The organism is Nostoc sphaeroides (genome assembly GCF_003443655.1).
Taxonomy (GTDB): Bacteria; Cyanobacteriota; Cyanobacteriia; order Cyanobacteriales; family Nostocaceae; genus Nostoc; species Nostoc sphaeroides.
Genome location: NZ_CP031941.1, coordinates 5,243,312 through 5,264,437, shown reverse-complemented (window position 1 = coordinate 5,264,437; position 21,126 = coordinate 5,243,312). Strand labels below are relative to the sequence as shown.

Annotated in this window: 21 protein-coding genes, 1 tRNA gene and 1 pseudogene; 12 read left to right on the top strand and 11 right to left on the bottom strand. The window is 40.1% G+C overall.

Annotated elements, in window-relative coordinates:
- Nucleotides 1–341: 341 nt before the first annotated feature.
- Nucleotides 342–1,709, bottom strand: coding sequence for a UDP-N-acetylglucosamine 1-carboxyvinyltransferase (murA, locus tag D1367_RS23465; protein ID WP_118168614.1), 1,368 nt, complete (start codon nucleotides 1,707–1,709; stop codon nucleotides 342–344).
- Nucleotides 1,710–2,118: 409 nt separating this feature from the next.
- Between murA and D1367_RS23460 the strand changes: the two genes are divergently transcribed.
- A tRNA-Leu gene (locus D1367_RS23460) sits at nucleotides 2,119–2,199 on the top strand.
- Between the two features lie 93 nt (nucleotides 2,200–2,292).
- Nucleotides 2,293–3,114, top strand: a complete 822-nt coding sequence (locus tag D1367_RS23455) for a TrmH family RNA methyltransferase (RefSeq protein ID WP_118168612.1) — start codon at nucleotides 2,293–2,295, stop codon at nucleotides 3,112–3,114.
- Nucleotides 3,115–3,194: 80 nt separating this feature from the next.
- Here D1367_RS23455 and D1367_RS23450 read toward each other — a convergent pair whose 3' ends face one another.
- The 3 genes from D1367_RS23450 to D1367_RS23440 all read right to left on the bottom strand — a co-directional run bounded on the left by D1367_RS23450 (nucleotide 3,195) and on the right by D1367_RS23440 (nucleotide 4,367).
- Complete coding sequence (locus tag D1367_RS23450) at nucleotides 3,195–3,452, bottom strand: hypothetical protein (protein ID WP_118168610.1); 258 nt, start codon at nucleotides 3,450–3,452, stop codon at nucleotides 3,195–3,197.
- 186 nt (nucleotides 3,453–3,638) lie between these two features.
- Complete coding sequence (locus D1367_RS23445; RefSeq protein ID WP_118168608.1) at nucleotides 3,639–4,064, bottom strand: acyl-CoA thioesterase; 426 nt, start codon at nucleotides 4,062–4,064, stop codon at nucleotides 3,639–3,641.
- Between the two features lie 141 nt (nucleotides 4,065–4,205).
- Nucleotides 4,206–4,367, bottom strand: a complete 162-nt coding sequence (locus D1367_RS23440; protein ID WP_323808667.1) for a hypothetical protein — start codon at nucleotides 4,365–4,367, stop codon at nucleotides 4,206–4,208.
- Between the two features lie 1,012 nt (nucleotides 4,368–5,379).
- On the opposite strand from D1367_RS23440, the gene D1367_RS23430 reads away from it, so the two are divergent.
- Nucleotides 5,380–5,694, top strand: coding sequence for an S-layer protein (locus D1367_RS23430; RefSeq protein ID WP_118168602.1), 315 nt, complete (start codon nucleotides 5,380–5,382; stop codon nucleotides 5,692–5,694).
- A 429-nt stretch (nucleotides 5,695–6,123) separates the two neighbouring features.
- Here the strand turns inward: D1367_RS23430 and D1367_RS23425 are convergent, their stop codons facing one another.
- Complete coding sequence (locus D1367_RS23425) at nucleotides 6,124–6,699, bottom strand: Uma2 family endonuclease (protein WP_118168600.1); 576 nt, start codon at nucleotides 6,697–6,699, stop codon at nucleotides 6,124–6,126.
- Between the two features lie 80 nt (nucleotides 6,700–6,779).
- Nucleotides 6,780–7,913, bottom strand: coding sequence for a 3-dehydroquinate synthase (aroB, locus tag D1367_RS23420; protein ID WP_118168598.1), 1,134 nt, complete (start codon nucleotides 7,911–7,913; stop codon nucleotides 6,780–6,782).
- Between the two features lie 249 nt (nucleotides 7,914–8,162).
- Here aroB and D1367_RS23415 point away from each other — a divergent pair, with 249 nt between their 5' ends.
- The 4 genes and pseudogenes from D1367_RS23415 to D1367_RS23400 form a co-directional block, all read left to right on the top strand.
- Nucleotides 8,163–8,318, top strand: coding sequence for a hypothetical protein (locus tag D1367_RS23415; protein WP_181984849.1), 156 nt, complete (start codon nucleotides 8,163–8,165; stop codon nucleotides 8,316–8,318).
- An 18-nt stretch (nucleotides 8,319–8,336) separates the two neighbouring features.
- A complete protein-coding gene (locus D1367_RS31210; RefSeq protein ID WP_181984850.1) occupies nucleotides 8,337–8,483 on the top strand; it encodes a hypothetical protein in 147 nt (48 codons plus the stop codon).
- Nucleotides 8,484–8,791: 308 nt separating this feature from the next.
- Entirely contained in the window at nucleotides 8,792–9,514 is a 723-nt protein-coding gene (locus D1367_RS31880) for a hypothetical protein (protein ID WP_220450974.1), read from the top strand.
- Nucleotides 9,515–9,741: 227 nt separating this feature from the next.
- A pseudogene (locus D1367_RS23400) lies at nucleotides 9,742–9,996 on the top strand (RNA-dependent DNA polymerase); the annotation flags it as partial.
- Between the two features lie 373 nt (nucleotides 9,997–10,369).
- Here the strand turns inward: D1367_RS23400 and fabG are convergent.
- On the bottom strand, nucleotides 10,370–11,116 hold the full coding sequence (gene fabG / locus D1367_RS23395; RefSeq protein ID WP_118168596.1) for a 3-oxoacyl-[acyl-carrier-protein] reductase: 747 nt from the start codon (nucleotides 11,114–11,116) through the stop codon (nucleotides 10,370–10,372).
- 197 nt (nucleotides 11,117–11,313) lie between these two features.
- Here fabG and trxA point away from each other — a divergent pair, with 197 nt between their 5' ends.
- Together trxA and D1367_RS31205 are read left to right on the top strand one after the other, a co-directional pair.
- On the top strand, nucleotides 11,314–11,631 hold the full coding sequence (gene trxA, locus D1367_RS23390) for a thioredoxin (protein ID WP_118168594.1): 318 nt from the start codon (nucleotides 11,314–11,316) through the stop codon (nucleotides 11,629–11,631).
- Nucleotides 11,632–11,847: 216 nt separating this feature from the next.
- On the top strand, nucleotides 11,848–12,009 hold the full coding sequence (locus tag D1367_RS31205; protein WP_181984937.1) for a hypothetical protein: 162 nt from the start codon (nucleotides 11,848–11,850) through the stop codon (nucleotides 12,007–12,009).
- A 1,122-nt stretch (nucleotides 12,010–13,131) separates the two neighbouring features.
- On the opposite strand, the gene D1367_RS23385 is transcribed toward D1367_RS31205, so the two are convergent.
- From D1367_RS23385 to D1367_RS23375, 3 genes are all read right to left on the bottom strand, one after another.
- The gene (locus tag D1367_RS23385) at nucleotides 13,132–14,388 is read right to left on the bottom strand and encodes a hypothetical protein (RefSeq protein WP_118168592.1); all 1,257 of its coding nucleotides are present in this window, start codon (nucleotides 14,386–14,388) and stop codon (nucleotides 13,132–13,134) included.
- Between the two features lie 564 nt (nucleotides 14,389–14,952).
- A complete protein-coding gene (locus D1367_RS23380) occupies nucleotides 14,953–15,480 on the bottom strand; it encodes a hypothetical protein (RefSeq protein ID WP_118168590.1) in 528 nt (175 codons plus the stop codon).
- A 712-nt stretch (nucleotides 15,481–16,192) separates the two neighbouring features.
- On the bottom strand, nucleotides 16,193–16,792 hold the full coding sequence (locus D1367_RS23375) for a DUF4360 domain-containing protein (RefSeq protein WP_118168588.1): 600 nt from the start codon (nucleotides 16,790–16,792) through the stop codon (nucleotides 16,193–16,195).
- A gap of 613 nt (nucleotides 16,793–17,405) precedes the next feature.
- Here D1367_RS23375 and D1367_RS32895 point away from each other — a divergent pair.
- The 3 genes from D1367_RS32895 to D1367_RS23365 all read left to right on the top strand — a co-directional run bounded on the left by D1367_RS32895 (nucleotide 17,406) and on the right by D1367_RS23365 (nucleotide 19,374).
- Complete coding sequence (locus D1367_RS32895; RefSeq protein WP_267255623.1) at nucleotides 17,406–17,534, top strand: hypothetical protein; 129 nt, start codon at nucleotides 17,406–17,408, stop codon at nucleotides 17,532–17,534.
- Nucleotides 17,535–18,028: 494 nt separating this feature from the next.
- Nucleotides 18,029–18,685, top strand: a complete 657-nt coding sequence (locus tag D1367_RS23370; RefSeq protein WP_118168586.1) for a DUF2301 domain-containing membrane protein — start codon at nucleotides 18,029–18,031, stop codon at nucleotides 18,683–18,685.
- Between the two features lie 158 nt (nucleotides 18,686–18,843).
- Nucleotides 18,844–19,374 (top strand): ElyC/SanA/YdcF family protein, encoded by a 531-nt coding sequence (locus D1367_RS23365; RefSeq protein WP_244944960.1) that lies wholly within the window; start codon nucleotides 18,844–18,846, stop codon nucleotides 19,372–19,374.
- A 510-nt stretch (nucleotides 19,375–19,884) separates the two neighbouring features.
- Here the strand turns inward: D1367_RS23365 and D1367_RS23360 are convergent.
- Nucleotides 19,885–20,964 (bottom strand): SGNH/GDSL hydrolase family protein, encoded by a 1,080-nt coding sequence (locus D1367_RS23360; RefSeq protein WP_228674762.1) that lies wholly within the window; start codon nucleotides 20,962–20,964, stop codon nucleotides 19,885–19,887.
- Nucleotides 20,965–21,126 lie beyond the last annotated feature (162 nt).

The window sequence follows — 21,126 nt, the reverse complement described above, 5'->3', positions numbered from 1 at the left end:
CGCTTATGGCATTGATGGTCAAGATATCTCTATTCTAATGGAAGAGAGTTCCTTTCCTCATCCACTCCATGACGGTTGATATCTGCTCATATCAATTTGTTCAGGGGTAGAATTGTCACCTCACTCGCTATCCATGCCTACCGTAAGACGGATGGGGAATTCCGCGAAATTTGTTAACCAGGGTGGGCAGGGGGGAGAAAATTTTACCTTGCTTATCTCCCTCATTCCCGCCTCAGTCTCAACGAAGAGGCAGGGGACAGGGAGCAGCGGAGAACTTGCAACAAGTCTTTCCCCTTGTCCCCCGCCGCCTGCGGCAATTCCTCTTGTTCAACCTATCAATTTCAACTTGACAGACTACTGATGCTGGGAGCGATTTCTGCATCTGCTGATGCTTCGCCCACACGGAGGATTTTAGCGCCCAATTGCTGCAACTTCACATCGAGTCGATCATAGCCGCGATCGAGGTGCTGTAATCCTTGAATTGTGGTTTTTCCTTCTGCCGCCAGTCCTGCTATGACTAGGGCTGCTGATGCTCGTAAGTCTGTACCTAATACTGGTGCGCCAGATAGTTTCGGTACTCCCCGAACGAAAGCAGCGTTGCCTTTAACACGAATGTCTGCCCCCAAGCGATTCAACTCTGAGGCATGACGCAAGCGATTTTCAAAGACAGATTCGTTAATCACGCTGTCGCCTTCGGCCAATGTCAGCAAAGACATGAACGGCGCTTGCATATCTGTGGGAAAACCTGGATGATATTGAGTTTCAATATCCGTTGCTTTGAAAGTTTCCGCAGGCAGAATGCGTAAGTGTTCAGGCTTGTCCTCAATTATGGTCACCCCAATATCCCGCAGCTTGGCAATCACTGGTATAAGATGTTCTGGAGCCACTGGCGAGAGCAGAAGTTCGGAACGGGTAATTGCTGCTGCTAGCAAAAACGTTCCAGCCTCAATGCGATCGGGAATGATACTGTAGTCAACAGAATGCAGCTTGGGGACTCCTTCGATAATAATTCTGCTAGTCCCCGCCCCCTGAATCTTCGCTCCCATCGCGTTACAGAAGTTAGCTAAATCAACTACTTCCGGTTCTCTGGCAGCATTTTCGATGATCGTTTCGCCCTCTGCCAGGGTAGCCGCCATCATCAAGTTTTCCGTAGCTCCGACACTGGCGATGTCTAAGTAAATCTTCGCACCTTTTAATCTCCGGCTGCTGCCGGGGACATAGGCATTACAAATACCATGCTCAATTTGTACTTCCGCTCCCATTGCTTGCAGTCCTCGAACATGCAAGTCAACTGGTCTTGCCCCAATAGCACAACCGCCTGGTAAGGGCATCTGTGCTACTCCCAATCTTGCCAGAATGGCACCAATGGCGAAGAAACTCGCCCTCAGTTGGGTAACTAGTTCGTAGGGAGCTTTTGATGTTTTAATTTCGCTGGCGTTGATGTCTAAAATATCGCCTTGCCGGGTTAAACGTACTCCCAAAGCCAATAATACCTGACCCATCCGGTCTACATCCGCCAATAAGGGGACATTGCGGATACGACAATCGCCCGGACACAGCAAGGCTCCAGCCATGATTACCAGGGCTGCATTTTTTGCCCCGCTAATTTTCACATGACCTCGCAAAGGATGCCCACCCCAAATTTGCAAGACTGAGGAGTCCGCTTCTGGAGCAATTTTGGCATCTGGTAAGCTGGTAGAAGGATTGATAAGCCTACCTCCAAAAGTAATACGTATTTTATATGTTTGAAGTTGGTTTTGATTCTACAGTAAAGATTCAAATTGTCCACATCTTAGAACAGCATATTGCATAAAACAATTGTTTTTTTGTGAAGAATAATGGTTAAAAACCAGCCGCCGCAAGCGTTTTGAGATTTTAAAGAATTTAACAAAAATGAACGAAGAAGTAGTAGTTTTAAGCTAAATTAAATACTCAGTAAACTAACTTAAGTGTTCTCTAAAAATCAATGCTGTACTGTTCAGTTAATATTTTGATTCGACCTAATGCCCGGAAAAACTTGTTTCCAGTCTGAGCCTCTTAAAGGAGGCGTTATATTTTTACTTGACAAAGGTAAAACATAACGCAATAATAGGAAATTGTCTATAAAGACAAGTGCGAGCGGAACTGGCGGAATGGCAGACGCGCTAGATTCAGGTTCTAGTGCCGCAAGGCTTCCGGGTTCAAGTCCCGGGTTCCGCATACTATCAAGTTAGGAGTTAGAAGTTAAGAGTTATGAGTTGAAAGAAAACTAAATTAACTCCTAACTCCTAATTCCTAACTCCTAACTTTTTGATGTTGACCAGCTTACAAAATTCCTTAGTCAAGCAAATCCGCAAACTCCACTCCACCAAGGAGCGGCACAAGCAGCAGTTATTTTTATTAGAAGGGACACATCTGTTAGAGGAAGCTTGTGCGGTAAATTACCCACTAGAAACAGTTTGTTGTACTCCAGATTGGCAAGCAGCCCACCCTTCACTCTGGGAAGAAGCTTGTAGCCGATGCGATCGCGCCGAAATTGTGAGCAAAGAAATTTTGGATGCGATCGCTACTACAGTCCAACCGGATGGTGTAGTTGCAACGGCAAAACGAAGCGTTGGCGCTTCGCCCACGGGAGGTGTTCGCCAAACTCAACTACCATTTACTGGTATAATTCTGGCTTTAGAAACCGTGCAAGATCCCGGCAATCTGGGTACAATGATTCGCACTGCTGCTGCTGCTGGAGCATCAGGATTATGGGTAAGTGCAGACAGTGTAGATTTAGACAGTCCCAAAGTTCTCCGGGCTTCAGCAGGGCAATGGTTTCGCCTAGCAACAGCCGTAAGCGAAGATTTAAAAGCTACAGTTCAACAAAGTCAGCAGGCAGGAATGCAAGTAGTGGCAACCTTACCCAGTGCGACTTTAACTTATTGGGAAGTGGACTGGCGCAAACCCAGTCTGATTTTACTGGGAAATGAGGGTGCTGGATTGTCAGCAGAATTAGCAGCGATCGCAGACAAACAAGTAAGAATTCCTTTGAGTCCTGGAGTGGAATCATTGAATGTAGCGATCGCAGCTGCTTTAATGTTGTACGAAGCTCGGCGGCAAATAAGTCAAGAGTTAGGAGTTAGGAGTTAGGAGTTAGGAGTTAGGAGTTAGGAGTTAGGAGGTAGGAGTTAGGAGTTAGGAGGTAGGAGTTAGGAGTTAGGAGTTAAAACTCATAACTTTTCTTTAGTTTTTGTTATTTCTTCGAGATATTGTTCAATATCAGCAACTGCGTCCTCAAGAGCCGCTAAATCAATATCTGTCAAGTCTTGATCGAGTTCGACTTCACTGAGATTACTAGTATGCAGTTGTGCTTGGGGGATTTCTTCATCCTCAGTTGAACTTTCTTGTAAGATATCCTCCAACTGATCGAGGGATTCTTGAAACACTTGATCGGCGACACGGCGCGGTTGTGGCTGACTTTGCTCCATAATATTGACTTGAAAATCCTGATTTACTAAGCTAATTTTGATTGCAGTTCCTACAAATTTAGATTTTGCACTTATAACATCATAGTTGTGTATTCTTGATCGTCAGCATTACCTGAGTAAAAAATCAATCATTTGTTTTTCATGAGAATAATTAAGATTTATTAAATGGCGAATAACAAACCATTTTTAGCTTGTAACACCTGGGTTTTGGATTTGCAAAAATTTGTCTAACATGATACTGGGAATTGGTCGTGGGCGCATAGTCTGTGCATCCACCCAAACCCATAGCGCCTCTGCCGTTACTAACAAATTATCTTGGTTTTGTTTACGAATTTCGTAGCATCGCAAGGCACGAGTCCCGCGCATTTCCTTCAACCAGGTAGTGACTTCTAGGGTATCGCCTGCTACTGCTGGGCGTAAATAGTCAATTTCTACCCGCCGCATCACAAATACGCCACCTACTTGTCGATATACATCCAAAGTTAAGCCCAGGTATTCTGAATGCTCAATGGCTGCTTGTTCTAGATAATTTTGGTAGACGGCGTTATTTACATGCCCAAGGGCGTCCATCTCATAGTGGCGGACGCGTAGCAGAGTTTTGAACGTTAACATAGTTTAGTTGGTAGTGCGGCGCTGTTTTTTCCACTTCTCTATATTAGTTTTTCCACTTCAGTGCCTTTACTACCTCATGCGTAGGCATAGCCCGTCGTACACATCGCTTGTTAGCGTTCAGGGCGAGTTACCACGTTGATTTTATATGCCTCTGCGCTCTTGAGGGGCACACCACTGAGTTATTAGTTCAATTCGGGCTTGCTGAATTAATTCCAAAATTTGTGATTCATTACAACCATAGGTAGATGCTAACAATTCTTCACCTTGTTTTTTGCATAGTCGGCTGATGCCAGCAATTCTCATGATTTCTTCGTCTTGGTTGCCTGTAATTTTCTCAACTGGAATGATAAGCTGATGCGCGTCTAAACTATATAAACACTTTTGATGTCGTTAACTGTTGACTGTTGACGGGTTTTCAGTCATCAGTCAAGGGTCAACATTCAACAGTCAACAGTCATCAGTCATCAGTCATCAGTCATCAGGTAAATGTACAATATTATTTGCGTAACAGCTTACAGGTATATTGCGGTTCATTATGTCTTATTTGTTGCACCATTATTTACCTGCCTTTTTACTGTTAATTGTGTCTATTTTCAAGTCTAGATAAATCACGAGTAAAAGCGAAACAGAATCAATACTTAAGTAGTTTTTGATTTAAAAATACTAATTTTTATACTTAGTTAAGACAACGTTAAGAAATTTTTCAAACTCGCCAAATTTTTCAGTGTAAACAGTTACGTGTGGGACAATCAAGTTAAGCATCGACAAATATCTTTTTGTAAATTTTTGTTCGTTTTTTAGATTTCAGTAATGCGTTGAGATACATGCATTGGGAATGGCTGCATGAATTAATTTAAATCTCTGTTGGTTAATCTCTGGGATTCAGTAAATAAAGGCTGATACCCCGAAAGATTAACTTTTATTTACTCAATCCAGGCTTAATGCCAATACCGTTCAGTTAAGCCCAAAAACCTTGGTAAAGACGCGAAATTTCGCGTCTCTACAGGTTTAAAATCAGTACCACAAATCCTTAACTGAACTGTATTGGGCTTAATGCATTCAGTCAGTGCAAGTTTAATAAAAATTGGAGGTTATCAAATGGCAATTCGGAATAACTTAGTTACTAATTTCTGGCAAAGAGTACAAAAAGATTCAGTTAGTTGGGGATCGTTAGCTCTTTGGATCAGTGCATTAGTTGTTATGTTAGTAATGCTTACCATGTTTTCTAACGCTTAATCTCAGCAAGTTTATTATAGTTCCTGGGCAACAGCCTGGGAACTAACATAGGGTAGCCTTTCATCCCTAAACTCAAATTATGAACTGCAAACTTCTGGCAACAGTCGTAGTACTAGCTACTACTAGCTTTGTTACCCCTGTTAAATCTCAAGAACCTACTACCGATACACCAGCAAAATCGAATCAAGTTTTGAATGCTTGTGTTCAGAATCAAGCAGAAACTTTACCGAATCCCTTTAGTGATGTGCCATCAAACCATTGGGCTTTTAAAGCGGTTATGACTATGCACTACTGCGGTGCTTTCCGCAAAGCTACGCCACCAGCTTTATTTTACAAACTGCAACCAACAAATAGCCAGCAGCGATCGCAGAAAGAATCGCAGTTTCAAAACTAGGGCGTTGCTGGATAAAGATATAAAAGTTTGAGTAGTAACCGCCGATTGAAATTTCGATGGACGTTGAGATGAAGAGAATTGTGCTAGATGTAAAAAGTGTGCTATTCGGTATCTAAGGAATAAGAATTAAATAACTAGGACTTACGCATTGACAAGAAATACCAAATATAGATTAAGTTTAAAAACCACATCTTTCGTAGGGGCACAGCATTGCTGTGCCCCTACAGCATGATCTATTTACGATTGGAGGATAATTACGAAAAGCCTGAAAGAACCCATTTTCGTTAATTCACATCATGATGCATTTGTACAGTGCATAAGTCCTAATAACATACAATTTATGTCCGACAGCTTACCTCACCCTCAATGCCTCTCCTTATAAAGGAGAGGGAAGCTAGATAATTGATGAAGTTTTGCATTTTATTTAATTCACATTCCTAATGGTATTTTTGCCTTTTGAAACACCTGCTCAACAGTAAATTCCAATCCCTCAAATAAAGAATCTTTGAGTAATTCTTCTCCCATATAAGTTTGTGGTGCTGCATCTGGATAAAAAACAGTAATGCTTCTCGCTTTACTATCTACCACCCACACCCGCAACACCTTAGCATCTAAATAGTCTTTGGCTTTAGCTGCCATTTGTCCAAAGGTTTGTCCGGGCGAAATAATTTCAATCACCAAATCAGGAGGAACAGGACAAGCTTCGTTTTCATCCCAGTTAGCGGGTAAACTTTCATAAGAAATGTACAAAATATCTGGAATTGGCATCCAATCTCGCCCCCGACGGGTTAATGCAACAGCCCATTCCGGGCAAACTTCTCCTTTCCCCTCACACGATTGCTCAATCAAATTGAGAAGCACGCGCGTAAGTTTTGCGTGAAAAAATTTTGGTGACATTTTAGGAATTGCTTGACCATCAACAAGTTCATAAGTTATATCTCCCTCACCTGGTGAAAGATTTAAGAACTCTTGCAAGGTTAATTGATTCTTGGCTTGGAGTATCATGGCTGATTAATTCGTAATTCGTAATTGAAGGACAGTGGAACTAATTTTTATTCTGACTCCTGAATTCTTCTTCAAATTCTTCACATTCCCTGCAAAACTTGCCGAATGATATCCGATGGCACTTCATCGGTAACTGTAACTACACCAATCTCTGTTGGTAAAACGAACCGCACTTTCCCTGCTTTGACTTTCTTATCTAACTGCAACGCGTCAATAATTGCTTCAATATCTACCCCAGATGGTAACTGAGTCGGTAAACCTGCTTTTTGAATTAAAGCATTTTGACGTTCCGTGTCTTCTTTTTGCCACATTCCCAATTCCACAGCAATTTGACCGGCTGCTACCATACCAATGGCCACCGCTTCACCGTGATTTACTAGACGATAACCAGTCAAACTTTCCACTGCATGACCGATGGTATGTCCATAGTTGAGAATCGCCCGCAATCCGCCTTCTTTCTCATCTTTGCTAACAACATCAGCTTTAGCTTGACAAGAGCGCATTAATATGGTATGTATCAGTTCAGGTTTTACATAGCGGAGTTGGTCGAGACGTTTACTTGCTTCCAATTGGGCAAACAATTCGGCATCCCAAATTACACCATATTTAATAACTTCTGCCATTCCGGCGCGAAACTCACGCATAGGTAGAGTTTTCAATACTTCTGGGTCAATCAAAACCAAGCGCGGTTGATGGAATGCCCCAATCAAGTTTTTGCCGTGGGGATGATTCACGCCAGTTTTGCCACCAATTGCCGAATCCACCATCGCCAAGAGAGTTGTAGGCACTTGGACAACATTAATGCCGCGCAGCCAAGTTGCGGCTGCAAAGCCAGTCATATCGCCAATTACACCTCCGCCCAAAGCCACCATTGTAGAAGAACGTTCTAGGCGGTTTTCTAAGGCGATATCGTAAAGTTTTTGGATGGAATTGAGGGTTTTGTAGCGTTCACCTGGTGGTAGAGTGCAGCTAGCAACTTCAAATCCAGCAGATGTTAGGGATGCGTTAGCGGAGCTTAACGTTCGCGTAGCGTCTCGCAGAGAAGTTATCGCTCTTTCCCCAAAATGCTTAAAAATAGTCGGATTAGAAACTAGCAATACCTTCTTGCCTAGCTTCAGACTGGCCATCTGTTGACCCAGTTGATCTAAACTCGAAGGTGCGATCGCAATCTCATAAGACTGGTCTGGTAAATTTACATTAATTACAGAAGTCATTGCCCAACCCCTAAACAAGCGCCCGTGGGCTGTATTGTATCGTAATCTGGGAGTAGGGAGTGGGGAGCTTTCAAGGGTAGGTGTTTAAGAAAGTCGCCAAATGTAAGGTATGATAGCGAACTGAGGTTTGTGGGTAGAAACCACTCTCTTCATGGGGAGCGATCGTTAACTTTACTCTGAGGTTTTCTTTGGATGCAAGTGGTCAAGAATGAGCCATTAAATGAGTGGACGAGAACAGTGATCAAAAAAATGCCGCATCTGACCAAATCTCAAGCAGTTGTATTAGCAATGTGGAGTTTTGGCATTGTGATGACCCAATCATGTGGTTTAACGACGGTTTCTGTATTTTTAGCGACATTATTGGGCAAAAAAGAGAACACTGTACGTCAGCAACTTAGAGAATAACGAGCTGAACGACATTGGTTGGCGTTAGCGATCGCAATTTTATGGCAGGTAAGTGTTGGCGGTGTCGTTGATGCCAAGGAGCATATCAGTGGTGTCGATGAGTTACCCCCCAATCATATTGCCAGACGCAATTTTCTTACACAGAAAAAAAAACCGAAGGTTTGAGTTGTTTTCGACGTGGCTATTTAGTGATTAAAGCCGCATTCCTCAATCATTTGACGTTACCACAGGCTGGTTTTTTTCCTGAACCTTGGCCAAGCTTCATTCCACAACTCAATGTTTCCCAAATCACCCTCTCTAGTGCCTAATTTTTAAACACCTACCCTTGAAAGCCCTAACCCTCCCCGTATGTATTGGGGAGGGAACTAATTTTCCGGTTTCCCCCCCTTTACAAGGGGGGATTAAGGGGGGTAATTCTATCTGTATGTACACTGTAGTTAGTCAGGTTAAGATAACTCTTAAACGCAAAAAGCATGACTGAACCGCCACTGCTAAATTTATTTTTGGGACTGCGAGATGCTGGCTTACCTTTAGGTATTGACCAGTATTATTTAGCAATTGCTGATAAACAAGCAGTAGCGCGGCTGTGTCAAACTGTCTGGGTAAAATCTCGGCAACAACAGCGCCTTTTTGACCAGTGCTGGAATGAAATTTTATCCCATCCGGCAAGACTTAGCAAATCTCCAATTATTGATTCATCAAATTCAAAAAAATCAGCGCGTTCAAAGACAAGTTCATCTGATAAAAGTAAACCACTAAACAAAATTGAGGAGAATCAAAACCAGCCAGAAGAAGAACAAGAAGAAGAATCGTTAACCCCTGCTTCTAGCGACGCTGCTGTTGTTACCTCCGTTTCGACGAAGCTGAAAGAAGGAGATTATTTTTCTGTGCGGCGTCAACAATTGCGACGAGGTTGGCGGTTACTGATGCAAAAGTTGCCAAGTAGTATTCCTAGTCAGATAGATATCCGTGAGACAGTTACAGATGTTGCCAAACGGGGGTTTTTTCTCAAACCTGTTTTAACTGCTCCTCAAATTCAGTCGATCCTGGTTACTGTCGTTCTGCTATCCGCCTCAGGTACTATCCCGGCAACGACGTCAACGACTTCGGTTTTCGGGTGGTGTGTGGTGCTGCAGCGAGGACTCTTATATAGATATGAATATGCCGGGAAATCAACGATATTGGTACAGATTTAGGTGGTTGGATTAAACAGCAAAATAAAGTATAGCATTTATTATATAGTAATTAGAATCATTCGTGAATAACAAGATACCCAACTTTTTAGAAAAAAATGTGTAGGTTGGGTTGAGGCTTTGCGAAACCCAACATTTTGCGCGGTTTGTTGGGTTTCGTTCCTCAACCCAACCTACAAATATTATTAACTGAGCAGTATTGAGTCGGGGATTATGAGAACTACTATTTTATGAAACGTTACGGTAATCTTTACCCTGAAATTATTGAGTTTCAAAATATATTGCTTGCTGCACGAAAAGCGCAGAAAGGCAAGCGATTTAGAGAACAAGTTTTACCGTTTAATTATAATTTAGAAACTGAATTAATCAAAATACAACAAGAACTAGAAGGCAAAATTTATCAGCCAGGTAATTATAGAACTTTTTATATCAAAGAGCCAAAAATTCGCATGATTTCTGCGGCTCCCTATCGAGATAAGCTAATCGTCATTCATTTTTCCAGAATGATTAGCTTGTAGTAAGGGCTTCAGCCCTACCTTTATGCAACTTAAATGCCGATTAGCTTAGGGTGGTACATCATTCTTTGTATAATGTGATATTACCGATTCTTGAAAAGTTTATGACCTTTGAAGTTAGTTTAGAAGTTGAAAACTCGATTTACGAGAGTGAACTACCTGAAATAAAATGGGTGCGTTACGCTTTTGGGGTAACACACCCTACGAAAATGCTGTAGACGCGATGAATTGTGTCTCTACTTATACCGATTTAATTAATGATTGCAACACATCCTTGGGTAAAGACGCGATGAATCGCGTCTCTACAAATGGTGTATTTGTCGCATTCTTTTTTAAATTGGTATTACGCCATTACCATGCCGCCATCGACGTTAAAGACTTGTCCGGTGATGTAGGTGGCGGCGGGATCGGCGGCGAGGAAGCGCACCATGCCAGCGATTTCTTCTGGTTGACCGAAGCGACCGAGTGGAATGTATTTCAGAATATCTTCGGGGTTGTTGAGATCGCTGGTCATGTCGGTGGCGATGAATCCAGGGGCGACGGCGTTAACGGTGATGCCGCGAGTAGCTAGTTCTTTGGCAACGCTTTTGGTGAAGCCGATTACACCTGCTTTGGCGGCGCTGTAGTTTGACTGTCCTGGGTTGCCCATTAGCCCTGCAACGGAAGTAATGTTGATAATCCGTCCCGATCGCTGCTTAAGCATAATTTTACTGATGGCGCGTGTACATAAGAAAACACCAGTTAGATTTAGGTCTATCACAGCTTGCCAATCCTCTGTCTTCAAACGCAAAAGCAGATTGTCGCGGGTAATACCTGCGTTGTTGACTAAGATATCCACACGACTGAACTTTTCCATGACGGTCTTAACTAATGCATCTACTTGATCGCCTTTAGAAACATCAGCTTGGATAGCGATCGCCTGACCTCCCGCACTTGTAATTTCTGTAACAACTGCTTCAGCTGCTGCACTAGAACTGGCATAATTGATAACTGCGATCGCTCCTTGTAAGGCTAATTCAATTGCGATCGCTCGACCAATTCCTCGTGATGCACCTGTAATAATTGCGACTTTATCTTGTAATAGTGTCATTTAATCTTCCTCAATCTTAGAAATACCGCGCTAATTATCTTATGGTGATTTAGTTATAATTATTTAAGATTTTTTGCGGGACAATCAGTTTATTTTGACTAATCTAATTCTTTCCCAACAAAAACTCATGAAGTTATACCGCTTTTATTTTCTAAGAATTACTATTGAAACAACAATTGAAAATCGGTGTGTATCACATGGCAACTAAAAAGGAATTTAACAGCTTTGAAGAGATGCTGTCTGCTTCTGATGTACCTGTATTAGTAGATTTTTACGCTGACTGGTGTGGCCCATGCCAAATGATGGTGCCAATTTTAGAACAAGTGAATGCCCAACTTAGCGATCGCCTACGAATTGTCAAAATAGACACAGAAAAATACACAGATTTGGCTACCCACTATAAAATTGCCTCTCTACCAACCTTGGTACTGTTTAAGCAGGGTCAGCCTGTGGATCGGATAGAGGGAGTGATGCAAGCACCGCAGTTGGTGCAATATCTACAAACAAAGATTTAAGCTAAGACTTAAAATTTGGATTTTAGCTGCCAGAGGCGCGGAATATCGCGTCTTTTTTAGTGGAGTAGCACAGCTAGCTGTAGCCCTACGAATCACTGTGTAAAATCTTAAGTAAATATTAAGCATATCTACTTATACGTCTAAAGAAAGTAGTTTAGAAATTAGGATAGCTATATTGTATAGATATAAAAAATATCTTGACAATGAAAGCAATATATGAATAAGCAGCAAAGACCTGACAAAGCCTATATTTGGGTGAATATTGATTTTGATAAGGTTAAACATAGAATAGATGCGGTGACTTGCCAGATTGAGCGGGTTATACAAAAGCACCAACTTTCAAATCAAACTGGTAAATCAGGCAAAAGAAATAATTAGGTTATCTGTAAGGCGATGTCTATGATGGGCTACTGACTTTATTTTTAGTAAATTTGAAGGGTTATAAAAGTTCGTAGTAAGGACTTTAGTCCTAGATTTGAGCGATAAATCGCTCACTACAAACCCTTCATAACTAATGGGACAGACCACTAATGAGGCAATCAGAATTTTTTCTGAATTAACTTACCAGAACATCAGCTTGTATCGCAAGTATTAAATTATAGTAAATACTATTTTGGGAAAGAATTAACAATAAATTATATTGATAGTTTTTATAATTACGATAGAAATCCTAAATAAATTGTGAAGAGTACGTTACGTAAAATGCTTGATTCATAAGCCTTCCATTTTTTCTCTGTTCAAATATAAAATCGGATTGCTATATTGACAAAATAATAATTAAATTAGTCTGATTTTGTGATAAAGAATATAGGTATTGAGCTGAGGATTTTGGCTCAATACCTACCAAAGAATAATTTACTCAAAAAAAATTAAGAGACTGCGATCGCTGATCTGATTTTTCACGGCATCTGGAAAACCTCACTTCTATTTCTCTCATCCTTTAAGGAGAGAGACTTTGAATTTTCCGCATTAGAGCGACGAGTTGGGGGTTAGGTCAATCGTTGGATTTTTCCACATAACGTGAAAAGTCAGGATTTGGGTGCAGGTAAAATCAGGAGGAAAACGGTGGAAATAATTTCTCTTGCGGTTGTAGCCCACTGTAGGCATCAAACCAGTCTGTAATATCACATTTTAGCAAAATAAACAATACCTTACAGTAAGTAATATTTTTAACAAAACATTTGTAACTACCCTTGCAGTTTATTTACCCACCGCCTGCTATTCTTATAGTTACTTCGGTCTGTCATAGCAGATAGATTATCCTCAATAATGTTTCATTTATTAGCGCTCATATACCATCGTGGTAATGTGGGTGCTTTTACTTTATCCCTCATGGCAAAAATCCGGTTTAATTTTGAGGCGATGGCTGTTTCAAAGGAGAAACTGACTTAGCTGCTAATTCCGAAGCTATTGTGCGATCGCGCTCAACAAATTAAAATAACCAAAATGCGATCGCATTGTCGAAAAGTCTCAACTTGCGATCGCAATTTTTTGGATAAATTACCGGGATCTGTTGATAGTCGGTAAAGTTTGGTTTTGATTGAAATTCCGTATTTGGTTTTGATTTAAACTCGGTATTTGGTTTTGGTTTTGAAGGACAAGATTTGCATTGACTGCGGTTAGGAAATTTAGATTGACTGCTGGAGTTGTTGTGATTCCAGATAAGGTGCTTCTAGATAAGGTGACATTAGCAGATGGAACAGCTTGGAAATTACGTATTGTTGGTGGCAGATTTATCGAGTTTAGTTGAGCTAGCGGGATCTGGGTAGTACTTCGTAAAGCTCTAGCGTTAGATATCCTCACGGAATTGTCGGAACTACTATTAGTGAAGCTTAATATTGGTGTTTCACCACGCTTAACTGGAAATTGAGTCCAGTTAGTTGTAGTTACCTGAGGCCGTTGAGGATCTGTGTATTCGCTGTAAACTGTATAATATTCAGTTGGAGTGAGTTGTGAAAGTTGAGTAACTGCTGATGAAAAACCTTGAGTAACTGCTGATGAAATACGTTGACTAACTGCTGAAATTGGAGTAACTTGTGAAAGTTGCGTAACCGTTGAAATTGGAGTGAGTTTTGAAAGTTGAGTAACTGCTGATGAAAGACCTTGAGTAACTGCTAAAAGTTGAGTAACTGCTGAAAGACGTGGACTCACAATGGTGAGTTTAGGAGACACCATTGTGTATTGTCTTAATCTAGAAGTATTAGGGTTTCGGGGATCTCGTAGCTCAATTAACGAACGCAAGAATGAGGGATTCAGTTCTGTATTTGAATTAATCGTTTGGTAATATCCATAATGGAGTGCCACACAGCGCGAAACCTTACAATTTGTACCATCATTGTTGTAGGAAGGAGAATTAGTACCACCAGAATAAAGATCCAATAGCAGTGGTTGCCCCGGTTTCTCAGTGAATAAACCACTTATTTGGTTAGGACTTTGGTTAACTTGAAATTGAGATCCACCTACAGGTCTATTATTTAAGTAGTTGGTTGCAAATGGATCGTAGACGGTCGTGCTGTCAATATCAACAACACCTATACCAGAGTCATCAATTCTAACAATCCCACCAATTTGGACAACAGCAAGTTGAGTAGCTGTAGGAAATAGATTTATTAAGACAGCAGGATCAATAATCACATCAGTATTGACAAAGACTGTTCTGGATACATCTTGTGCATTAGATGAGGATGCGGAAAACACAGCAGAACCTATTAAGAGCAGAAAAGCTAGCTGTTTCCTGAACCCTTTGAAGGATTGCATACCTTAATCTCCATAAAAACAAAGACAAGAAAATACAAAGCTCCAAAGATACCAAATAATTTTTGTATTTGGTATCTTTGTTGCTTTTTATCTTTCTATGTTTATATATATAACTGGTAAATTGAAGGTTAATTTATTCCAAAATCAAACTTTACAATCCTTGAGTTATCGGATTTAAATCAATTTCATTCATGGGTATTGGGCTGAAGTAGAAAATATGTTGTCTATGTCTATAAGGTAGATGGGTGTTACTTTTTTCTAAAATTGGGTAATGAGCAACCTAGAAGATCAGGCGATCGCTAAACTTAATAGTAAGCTGTAACTGGTAAACCCTTAACAACCAAATAATCGCTCTTTAATTCCTCTGTAAAAATAAAAATGCAAATTATTCTGTAAAGCGATCGCACTTCCGAAATCCAAAAAACCGATCGCATTGTCGAAAAGTCTCAACTTGCGATCGCAATTTTTTGAATAAATCCATTATGGTATTGTAGCAATAGAAAAATTATGCTCGTTTAAGTAGCTTTGCGAAGGTAATCAAATGAAGCCAAGCAATCCCAAACTTTATTTTTGTTCAAGTCTAAACTTCAAATCTGTCAACTCTAATTCTCCTCCGTCCGTTCGTAATATTAAATTAATCCCGAAAACACCATTAGTCGTATAGTTAGTTGGAAGTATTTTATCGGTCAAATCAAACTTAATAGAACTTCCATATAACGGACTTTGATATAATACACGAGAAGGAGTTGGTTGATTGCCAATTAAAAGTGATGAGATAGCTACTCTTGCTGGTGCTTTCTTTACTTCACCTTTTAAAGCTAAAAACACTAGCCTAACTTGCTTTTGAGGATTAGAGGGACTAATTCTAATGATACATCTAGCCCTCTGCGATTGTCCGCTTACAGTTATCGGAGATACAAGTTTAAACTCACTTGTTTTCGGATCTAAATTTATATTACATGCACCAGCAACAATAAGTCGTGGTTGGTTTTCTATTGAAGTGGCAACGCTAGATGAATTGGCATCATAACAAAATAAAGAAAACAAGCATGTTAATATTAAAAAATTCCGTGCATCACTTAATCTGAACATAATCTACTCTCCATTAACAGCAATTTGGAATATTCAAAGATTTATCAAACAGAATTCAAGAGTCAGAATTAAATCAATGAACAGTCAACAGTTAAGCTGATGTGCGCCTAAATTGTATAAACACTCTTTACGGTCGTTAACTGTTAACTGTTGACGGTTCACGGTTATCAGTCATCAGTCATCGGTCATCAGCCTTCATGTAAATGTTCAAGTTAAATGCGTAACAGCTTATTAGTTATCACGGTTTCAGTTGGAGATTTTTTACAGCTATTTTCAGGTAAATAGACTACGCGGTAGGGGCACAGCATTGCTGTGCCCTTACAACAGATGTGGTTCAAATACATGAAAACTGCTGTAATAAATACCGCAGGTTATTAAAACAATTCGCAATGACGCTCGAAGACTCGCTAACGCTGCGCTAACGCAATTCGCAATTACGTTTTGTGACGGGGATTTAGACCCCGACACAAAACGCGCTGCTTGATAGAAGCAGGGGACTTAAACCTCTAGCACTTGTTAAACAATATCTAAAACAAGCTGATTCGATAAAGTGAATAATTAGCCCTGCTAATTATTTTTTGTGCTAGATGATTTTCTCAATAATCTCATTACCGACTCTCTCAATCTGCGGTGTGTGGGATTAAAGATTAGTCAAACAACAAAGTTTTCTACTAATATCATTACCATCTTCAATCCCACAAAAATAAGCAAATTAGCAACGAATTATCGGGAAACTAAATCTCACATTACCAGCATTGATATCGCCTGTATCAAGGACAATCTCACTTCCTACCGAGGATCGTGCAATCAGATTCATAGAGACTACTCCTTGTCCACCACATGAAGCACTTAGAAGAGAGTATCTATCAACCTCATTAATAACCGTGTCAGATGTAAACGAGGTAGATATAGGGGTAGTGGTAAGTATACCTAAAGCACCAAGAATGCTAAAGCTTCGGCTGAAGCTTGTACCTTTACTCCCTGAATTAACCACAGTATCTCCTTGGTACTGTACCTGTAGCTCTTGAGCGCGGAAACCACTTGGAATATTAGCCTCAACACGTAAAATACACCTTTGACGCTGACCATTGATTGCACTCATGTTATTCAAGACGATAGATAAGGTTCGACCGTCATTTAAGGAAGTCTGAGTGTCAATAGTACATCCACCCCCCGATGCTGTTGCTGGCCCAAAAAGAATACTAGGCGCTTGTTGAGCCAAAGCCTTGCTCGCAACAACATTCATTCCAAGAATTGTCGATATAGACAGTAATGCACCGAATTGTTTAAAGTTCATGTGAATTTTACTCATGTTATTTTCCTGAAAACAAACACAAGAAAATACCAAGCTCCAAAGACACCAAATAATTTTTTTATTTGGTCTCTTTGTTGCTTTTTATCTTTCTATATTTATATATATAACTGGTAAATTGAAGGTTAAATTATTCCAAAATAAAACTTTACAATCCTTGAGTTATCGGATTTAAATCAATTTCATTCATGGGTATGGGGCTGAAGTAGAAACTATGTTGTCTATGTCTAGGATGTAGATAGGCGTTACTTTTTCTGGAATTGGGTAATGACCAACCTAGAATATCAGGCGATCGCTAAACTTAATAGTAAGCTGTAACTGGTAAACCCTTAACAACCAAATAATCGCTATTTAATTTCTCTGTAAAAATAAAAATAAGAGCAAATCTTTGAACTGTTAGATGGAGCGAGAGTTTGAACGTTTATTTTCTAAAAGAATGGCTAAATTAAGCTTTTTGGTGAAATTCTTATGCTGTAAGCATCTAGATTATTCTCTGGCAAAGTGATGAAGATATCTTGGAGAATAACATTCAACGGGTACTCAAAAGGTTGCAATACTTTAAAAGCGAGAAAGGTGAATAATAGATGAGCTATCACTACAGCATGGTGATTCAATGGTCGTTTGTCTAGTGGCGATCGCTATTGACTTGAGTGAAAATCATTTTAAGCGATCGCACATCCTCGATCAAGAGCAATATCTGACGACAAACCGAGGAAGTGTCTACAGTTTTACGATTCTTTAGACGAATGCCATCACTCACCTCACTTTCCTATATCAACTAGTTATGGGGTTATCTGATTGCTAAAGTTTTATATGCACTAAACTTTAATTTTGTCAATATCTACTTTATATAGCTAAAGTCTAATGTTAGAATCAAGTCCTCAGCTAAACTAGAGACTATACAAACCATTGCTAATTACTAGTATAATATTGCGGAAGTTTGCCTACCTTTAACAAGGGGTAAAATTCCCTTGTTAGTCTGGTTAATTGAGATGATACCTGGATTTACGCCGTCCTTTACTGTTGCGATGTCTTTCGCTCTCGAAGGAAATCCGGTCAAATGGTAGAGATAATTAACGACTCTAGTGCGTCTGTCAAGTCAACTAATACTACAAAATTGGCTTAAAACTTTAAGGATTGTGACACTTAGTTCGTCTGATTGCCCATAATAATAAAAGTAACCCTTCAGCAATTTACTGTTGTACTCTATTAGTAATTCATAACTATATTTTAACTATGACAACGCAAACACTACCTCCACCAGAAGTTTATCAAGGTCAGTTTGGGGAATTTACAATTACTCAGAGCGATCGCACTGGCGTAATTATCTACCGCGCTGGGTTAATGGTAGCAGCACTGAGTTTTGCCATAGGCAGTACTTTGGTTTTGCTCAACAATAACCCGACTATTTTTACCGCACTTACACCTCTATATACTTGTTTTAGTGTCGCTCTAGGTGTAAGTTTATTTACCATTCACATCTATATGGCATCACTGCACCGAACGTTGCAAATTTTTTGGGCGATCGGTAGTATAGCATCAGTGATTCTAGCAATCTCTAGTAGTGAACCTTTAGCTCTGGCTGTTTACAATCAGCCTCTTACCTTATTTGGAGTTGGTTTTATCTTCGTTGCTTTGACAGGTATTTATTTTAAAGAGGCTTTTTGCTTCAATCGCCTGGAAACCAAAGTATTAACTCTAATAGTACCGCTACTATTGTTAGGACATTTGGTGGGAATTTTACCAATTCAGGCAGAAAGTGTTTTATTAGGAATTTGGGCAACGTTGTTTTTGGTATTTGCCCTGCGAAAGACAGTGCAAGCAATTCCTGCTGATATCGGAGATAAGTCTGTATTTACTTACTTGAAAGAACAACGTTTAGCTAAGGTTTAATGCAGACAAAAAATCGTCGGTGTCGAAAATTTCCAAAAATTAAACTAATAAAACACCAAGAAATGTGGACACTTACGGCTCAGGGGTGGGCGATTGCAATCGCTTCGATTGCTTATTTAATATTTTTCACTATTACTCATGTACACTCATTTCTCGCCGTGACTTCCCCTATAAAATCAGCAGAAGTATTGGTTGTTGAAGGATGGCTACCAGATTATGCCATACAACAAGCTTTGACTGAATTTAACAACGGTTCTTATAGTCTAGTAATTACCACGGGAGGCTCAATAGAAAAAGGAATTTATCTTAGCGAATACAAGAACTTTGCAGAAGTATCAGCCGCCACCTTCAAGAAACTCGGTTTAGAATCAGAGAAGGTGGTAGCTGTTCCGACACCTGTAGTAATTAAGGATCGTAGTTATGCATCTGCTGTCGAATTTGATCGCTGGCTATCCGATTCCAATTTAAAGCTACAATCAATAAATGTTTTTTCTTTGGACGTTCACACCCGTAGAAGTTGGTTGCTGTTCAAAAAACTACTTAGCCCTAAGATCAAAGTTGGTGCGATCGCTGCCAAAACACGAGATTATGATCCAAACAAATGGTGGGATTATAGCCAAGGTGTACGGACAATTATTGATGAAGGCATAGCTTATATTTATGCGCGGTTTTTGAATTGGAAATCCTAAAGTTTTAGTTTTTAGCCTTAACTGAACCGTATTGCACTAAACGTGGACTAATATAGACCAATACAGTTCAGTTAAGGATAATCGTAGGTTGGGTTGAACTTTAGTGTTACCCAACAAATTCTGATAAATGTTGGGTTTCGTTCCTCAACCCAACCTACGCAGTTTAAGGTTTTTGGCTCTAACCCAAGCGTATTGGGATATAGCGGTTCTCGTTTACATGAGGTACACCCGTAGGGGCACGGCACTGCCGTGCCCTTACACCTCGTGATACAATGTTGTACCGCATCTGAATCGGAACCGCTATAGAAACGCAGTGCGAGATTTATTAATGATATGGCTACGGCAAGACTTGTGTATACACCGTAGCCCCTTACTATGGGGAGGGGATTAAGAGGGGGGTTCTTGTAACTCGCTCAACTGAGAACCGCTATATTACGAACTACGAATTATGTTAGATAAAACGTAATTTTAATAGGGTGCTTTTACTATGGGCAATTAGACGACATCATATTACTTTTGCAGGATTTGTAATAATGCTTGTCGGTAAATTTTAAGGCCGTCTGCATTCAGATGATCGCCATCGCTCGACAAATTCTCTTTAAGAACATTATTCTCATACAATGGTGCTACTCCTGCTGCTGCAACTGGCACTTTTTCTGTTTCAGCAACTTTATTAATCAAAGCATTAATTTGTTCAACTCTAGAATTTGGGGCTGATACACTTGGATCTGAGCTTGCTGCAACTGTTGAATAAAAAGCCGGAATCAGAAAAATCTCTTTATTTCCCATTGTCCGAACAAGTGCGATCGCTTCTTGTAAATTTTTGCTAAACAACTCATCACTAGTTCCATACCAAGCATCATTTCCACCTACGGCAATAATAGCTTTTTCGCATTTAACCTTGGTAGGAATTAAACTTTTTAATTGTTCTAGTAATGAGATTGTACTCAGACCATTTAACCCAAAATTAAAAGTACCACTCCCAAGAGTATTGCCAAGTCCAGCCGAAATAGAATCGCCAAATAAGCAACCTGAAAACTGTTTATTTTGGGCGGCGAGTGTTTGATATTGTAGGGCAATTCTTCCTAAAGGTGAAGAACTTACGTCATCTTTTGGTGGTGCATCAGCAGCACTAGAAGATGAATTTGCCATACCAACTAGCTTAGAAATTTTTGACACATCAACAACTAGTTGATTACTAGGATATGCTTCTAGAAAGGTGGTTATTCCTAGACCATCTGGTGATTTTGCTCCGATGATGAGGGCAGATCGTAGGGCTTGTATACTGGCTTGATCGCGACGAGCGATCGCTTGGGATGCAAAAGATAAAATTTGCTTGCCCATTCCTGTATTTAGCAGTTTATCTAAAGCCACAATATCCAGAGACATTTTTACTTGAAGGGCTTCTTGAAACTTCTCTTTCTCTTTAGCGCTGAGGTAATCTAGGAAAGATTGCAAATCGCTAGAAGCCTTTTGCGTCTCGCCATAGTTGCGTATATCTGCCACCGGAATCGATTGCTCAAACAATCCGTATCTGACAGTAACTTTTTCGGCTGCCAAACTAGGCAATAAACCAAGGCCACTATGCACCAGTAAAAATATTAAGCACCCAGATAGGCTTATTAAAAGACGATAAAAATATTTCATCACAGAAGATCAGAATATAGATAGTCAATAGTTAATAGTCAAGAGTCAAGAGTCAAAAGTCAAGGGGAATTGGCAAAGAAGTCTTTGTAGAGACGGCGATTCATC

Coding starts and splice junctions, on each gene's coding strand:
- D1367_RS31205 (WP_181984937.1), top strand. CDS start 11,848: ATGAATAAGCAGCAAAGACCTGACAAAGCCTATATTTGGGTGAATATT.
- D1367_RS23445 (WP_118168608.1), bottom strand. CDS start 4,064: ATGTTAACGTTCAAAACTCTGCTACGCGTCCGCCACTATGAGATGGAC.
- D1367_RS23425 (WP_118168600.1), bottom strand. CDS start 6,699: ATGATACTCCAAGCCAAGAATCAATTAACCTTGCAAGAGTTCTTAAAT.
- D1367_RS23385 (WP_118168592.1), bottom strand. CDS start 14,388: ATGCAATCCTTCAAAGGGTTCAGGAAACAGCTAGCTTTTCTGCTCTTA.
- D1367_RS32895 (WP_267255623.1), top strand. CDS start 17,406: ATGGTCGTTTGTCTAGTGGCGATCGCTATTGACTTGAGTGAAAATCAT.
- D1367_RS23380 (WP_118168590.1), bottom strand. CDS start 15,480: ATGTTCAGATTAAGTGATGCACGGAATTTTTTAATATTAACATGCTTG.
- fabG (WP_118168596.1), bottom strand. CDS start 11,116: ATGACACTATTACAAGATAAAGTCGCAATTATTACAGGTGCATCACGA.
- D1367_RS31880 (WP_220450974.1), top strand. CDS start 8,792: ATGACTGAACCGCCACTGCTAAATTTATTTTTGGGACTGCGAGATGCT.
- D1367_RS23370 (WP_118168586.1), top strand. CDS start 18,029: ATGACAACGCAAACACTACCTCCACCAGAAGTTTATCAAGGTCAGTTT.
- D1367_RS23375 (WP_118168588.1), bottom strand. CDS start 16,792: ATGAGTAAAATTCACATGAACTTTAAACAATTCGGTGCATTACTGTCT.
- D1367_RS23455 (WP_118168612.1), top strand. CDS start 2,293: ATGTTGACCAGCTTACAAAATTCCTTAGTCAAGCAAATCCGCAAACTC.
- D1367_RS23430 (WP_118168602.1), top strand. CDS start 5,380: ATGAACTGCAAACTTCTGGCAACAGTCGTAGTACTAGCTACTACTAGC.
- D1367_RS23450 (WP_118168610.1), bottom strand. CDS start 3,452: ATGGAGCAAAGTCAGCCACAACCGCGCCGTGTCGCCGATCAAGTGTTT.
- D1367_RS23440 (WP_323808667.1), bottom strand. CDS start 4,367: ATGAGAATTGCTGGCATCAGCCGACTATGCAAAAAACAAGGTGAAGAA.
- D1367_RS23415 (WP_181984849.1), top strand. CDS start 8,163: ATGCCGCATCTGACCAAATCTCAAGCAGTTGTATTAGCAATGTGGAGT.
- aroB (WP_118168598.1), bottom strand. CDS start 7,913: ATGACTTCTGTAATTAATGTAAATTTACCAGACCAGTCTTATGAGATT.
- trxA (WP_118168594.1), top strand. CDS start 11,314: ATGGCAACTAAAAAGGAATTTAACAGCTTTGAAGAGATGCTGTCTGCT.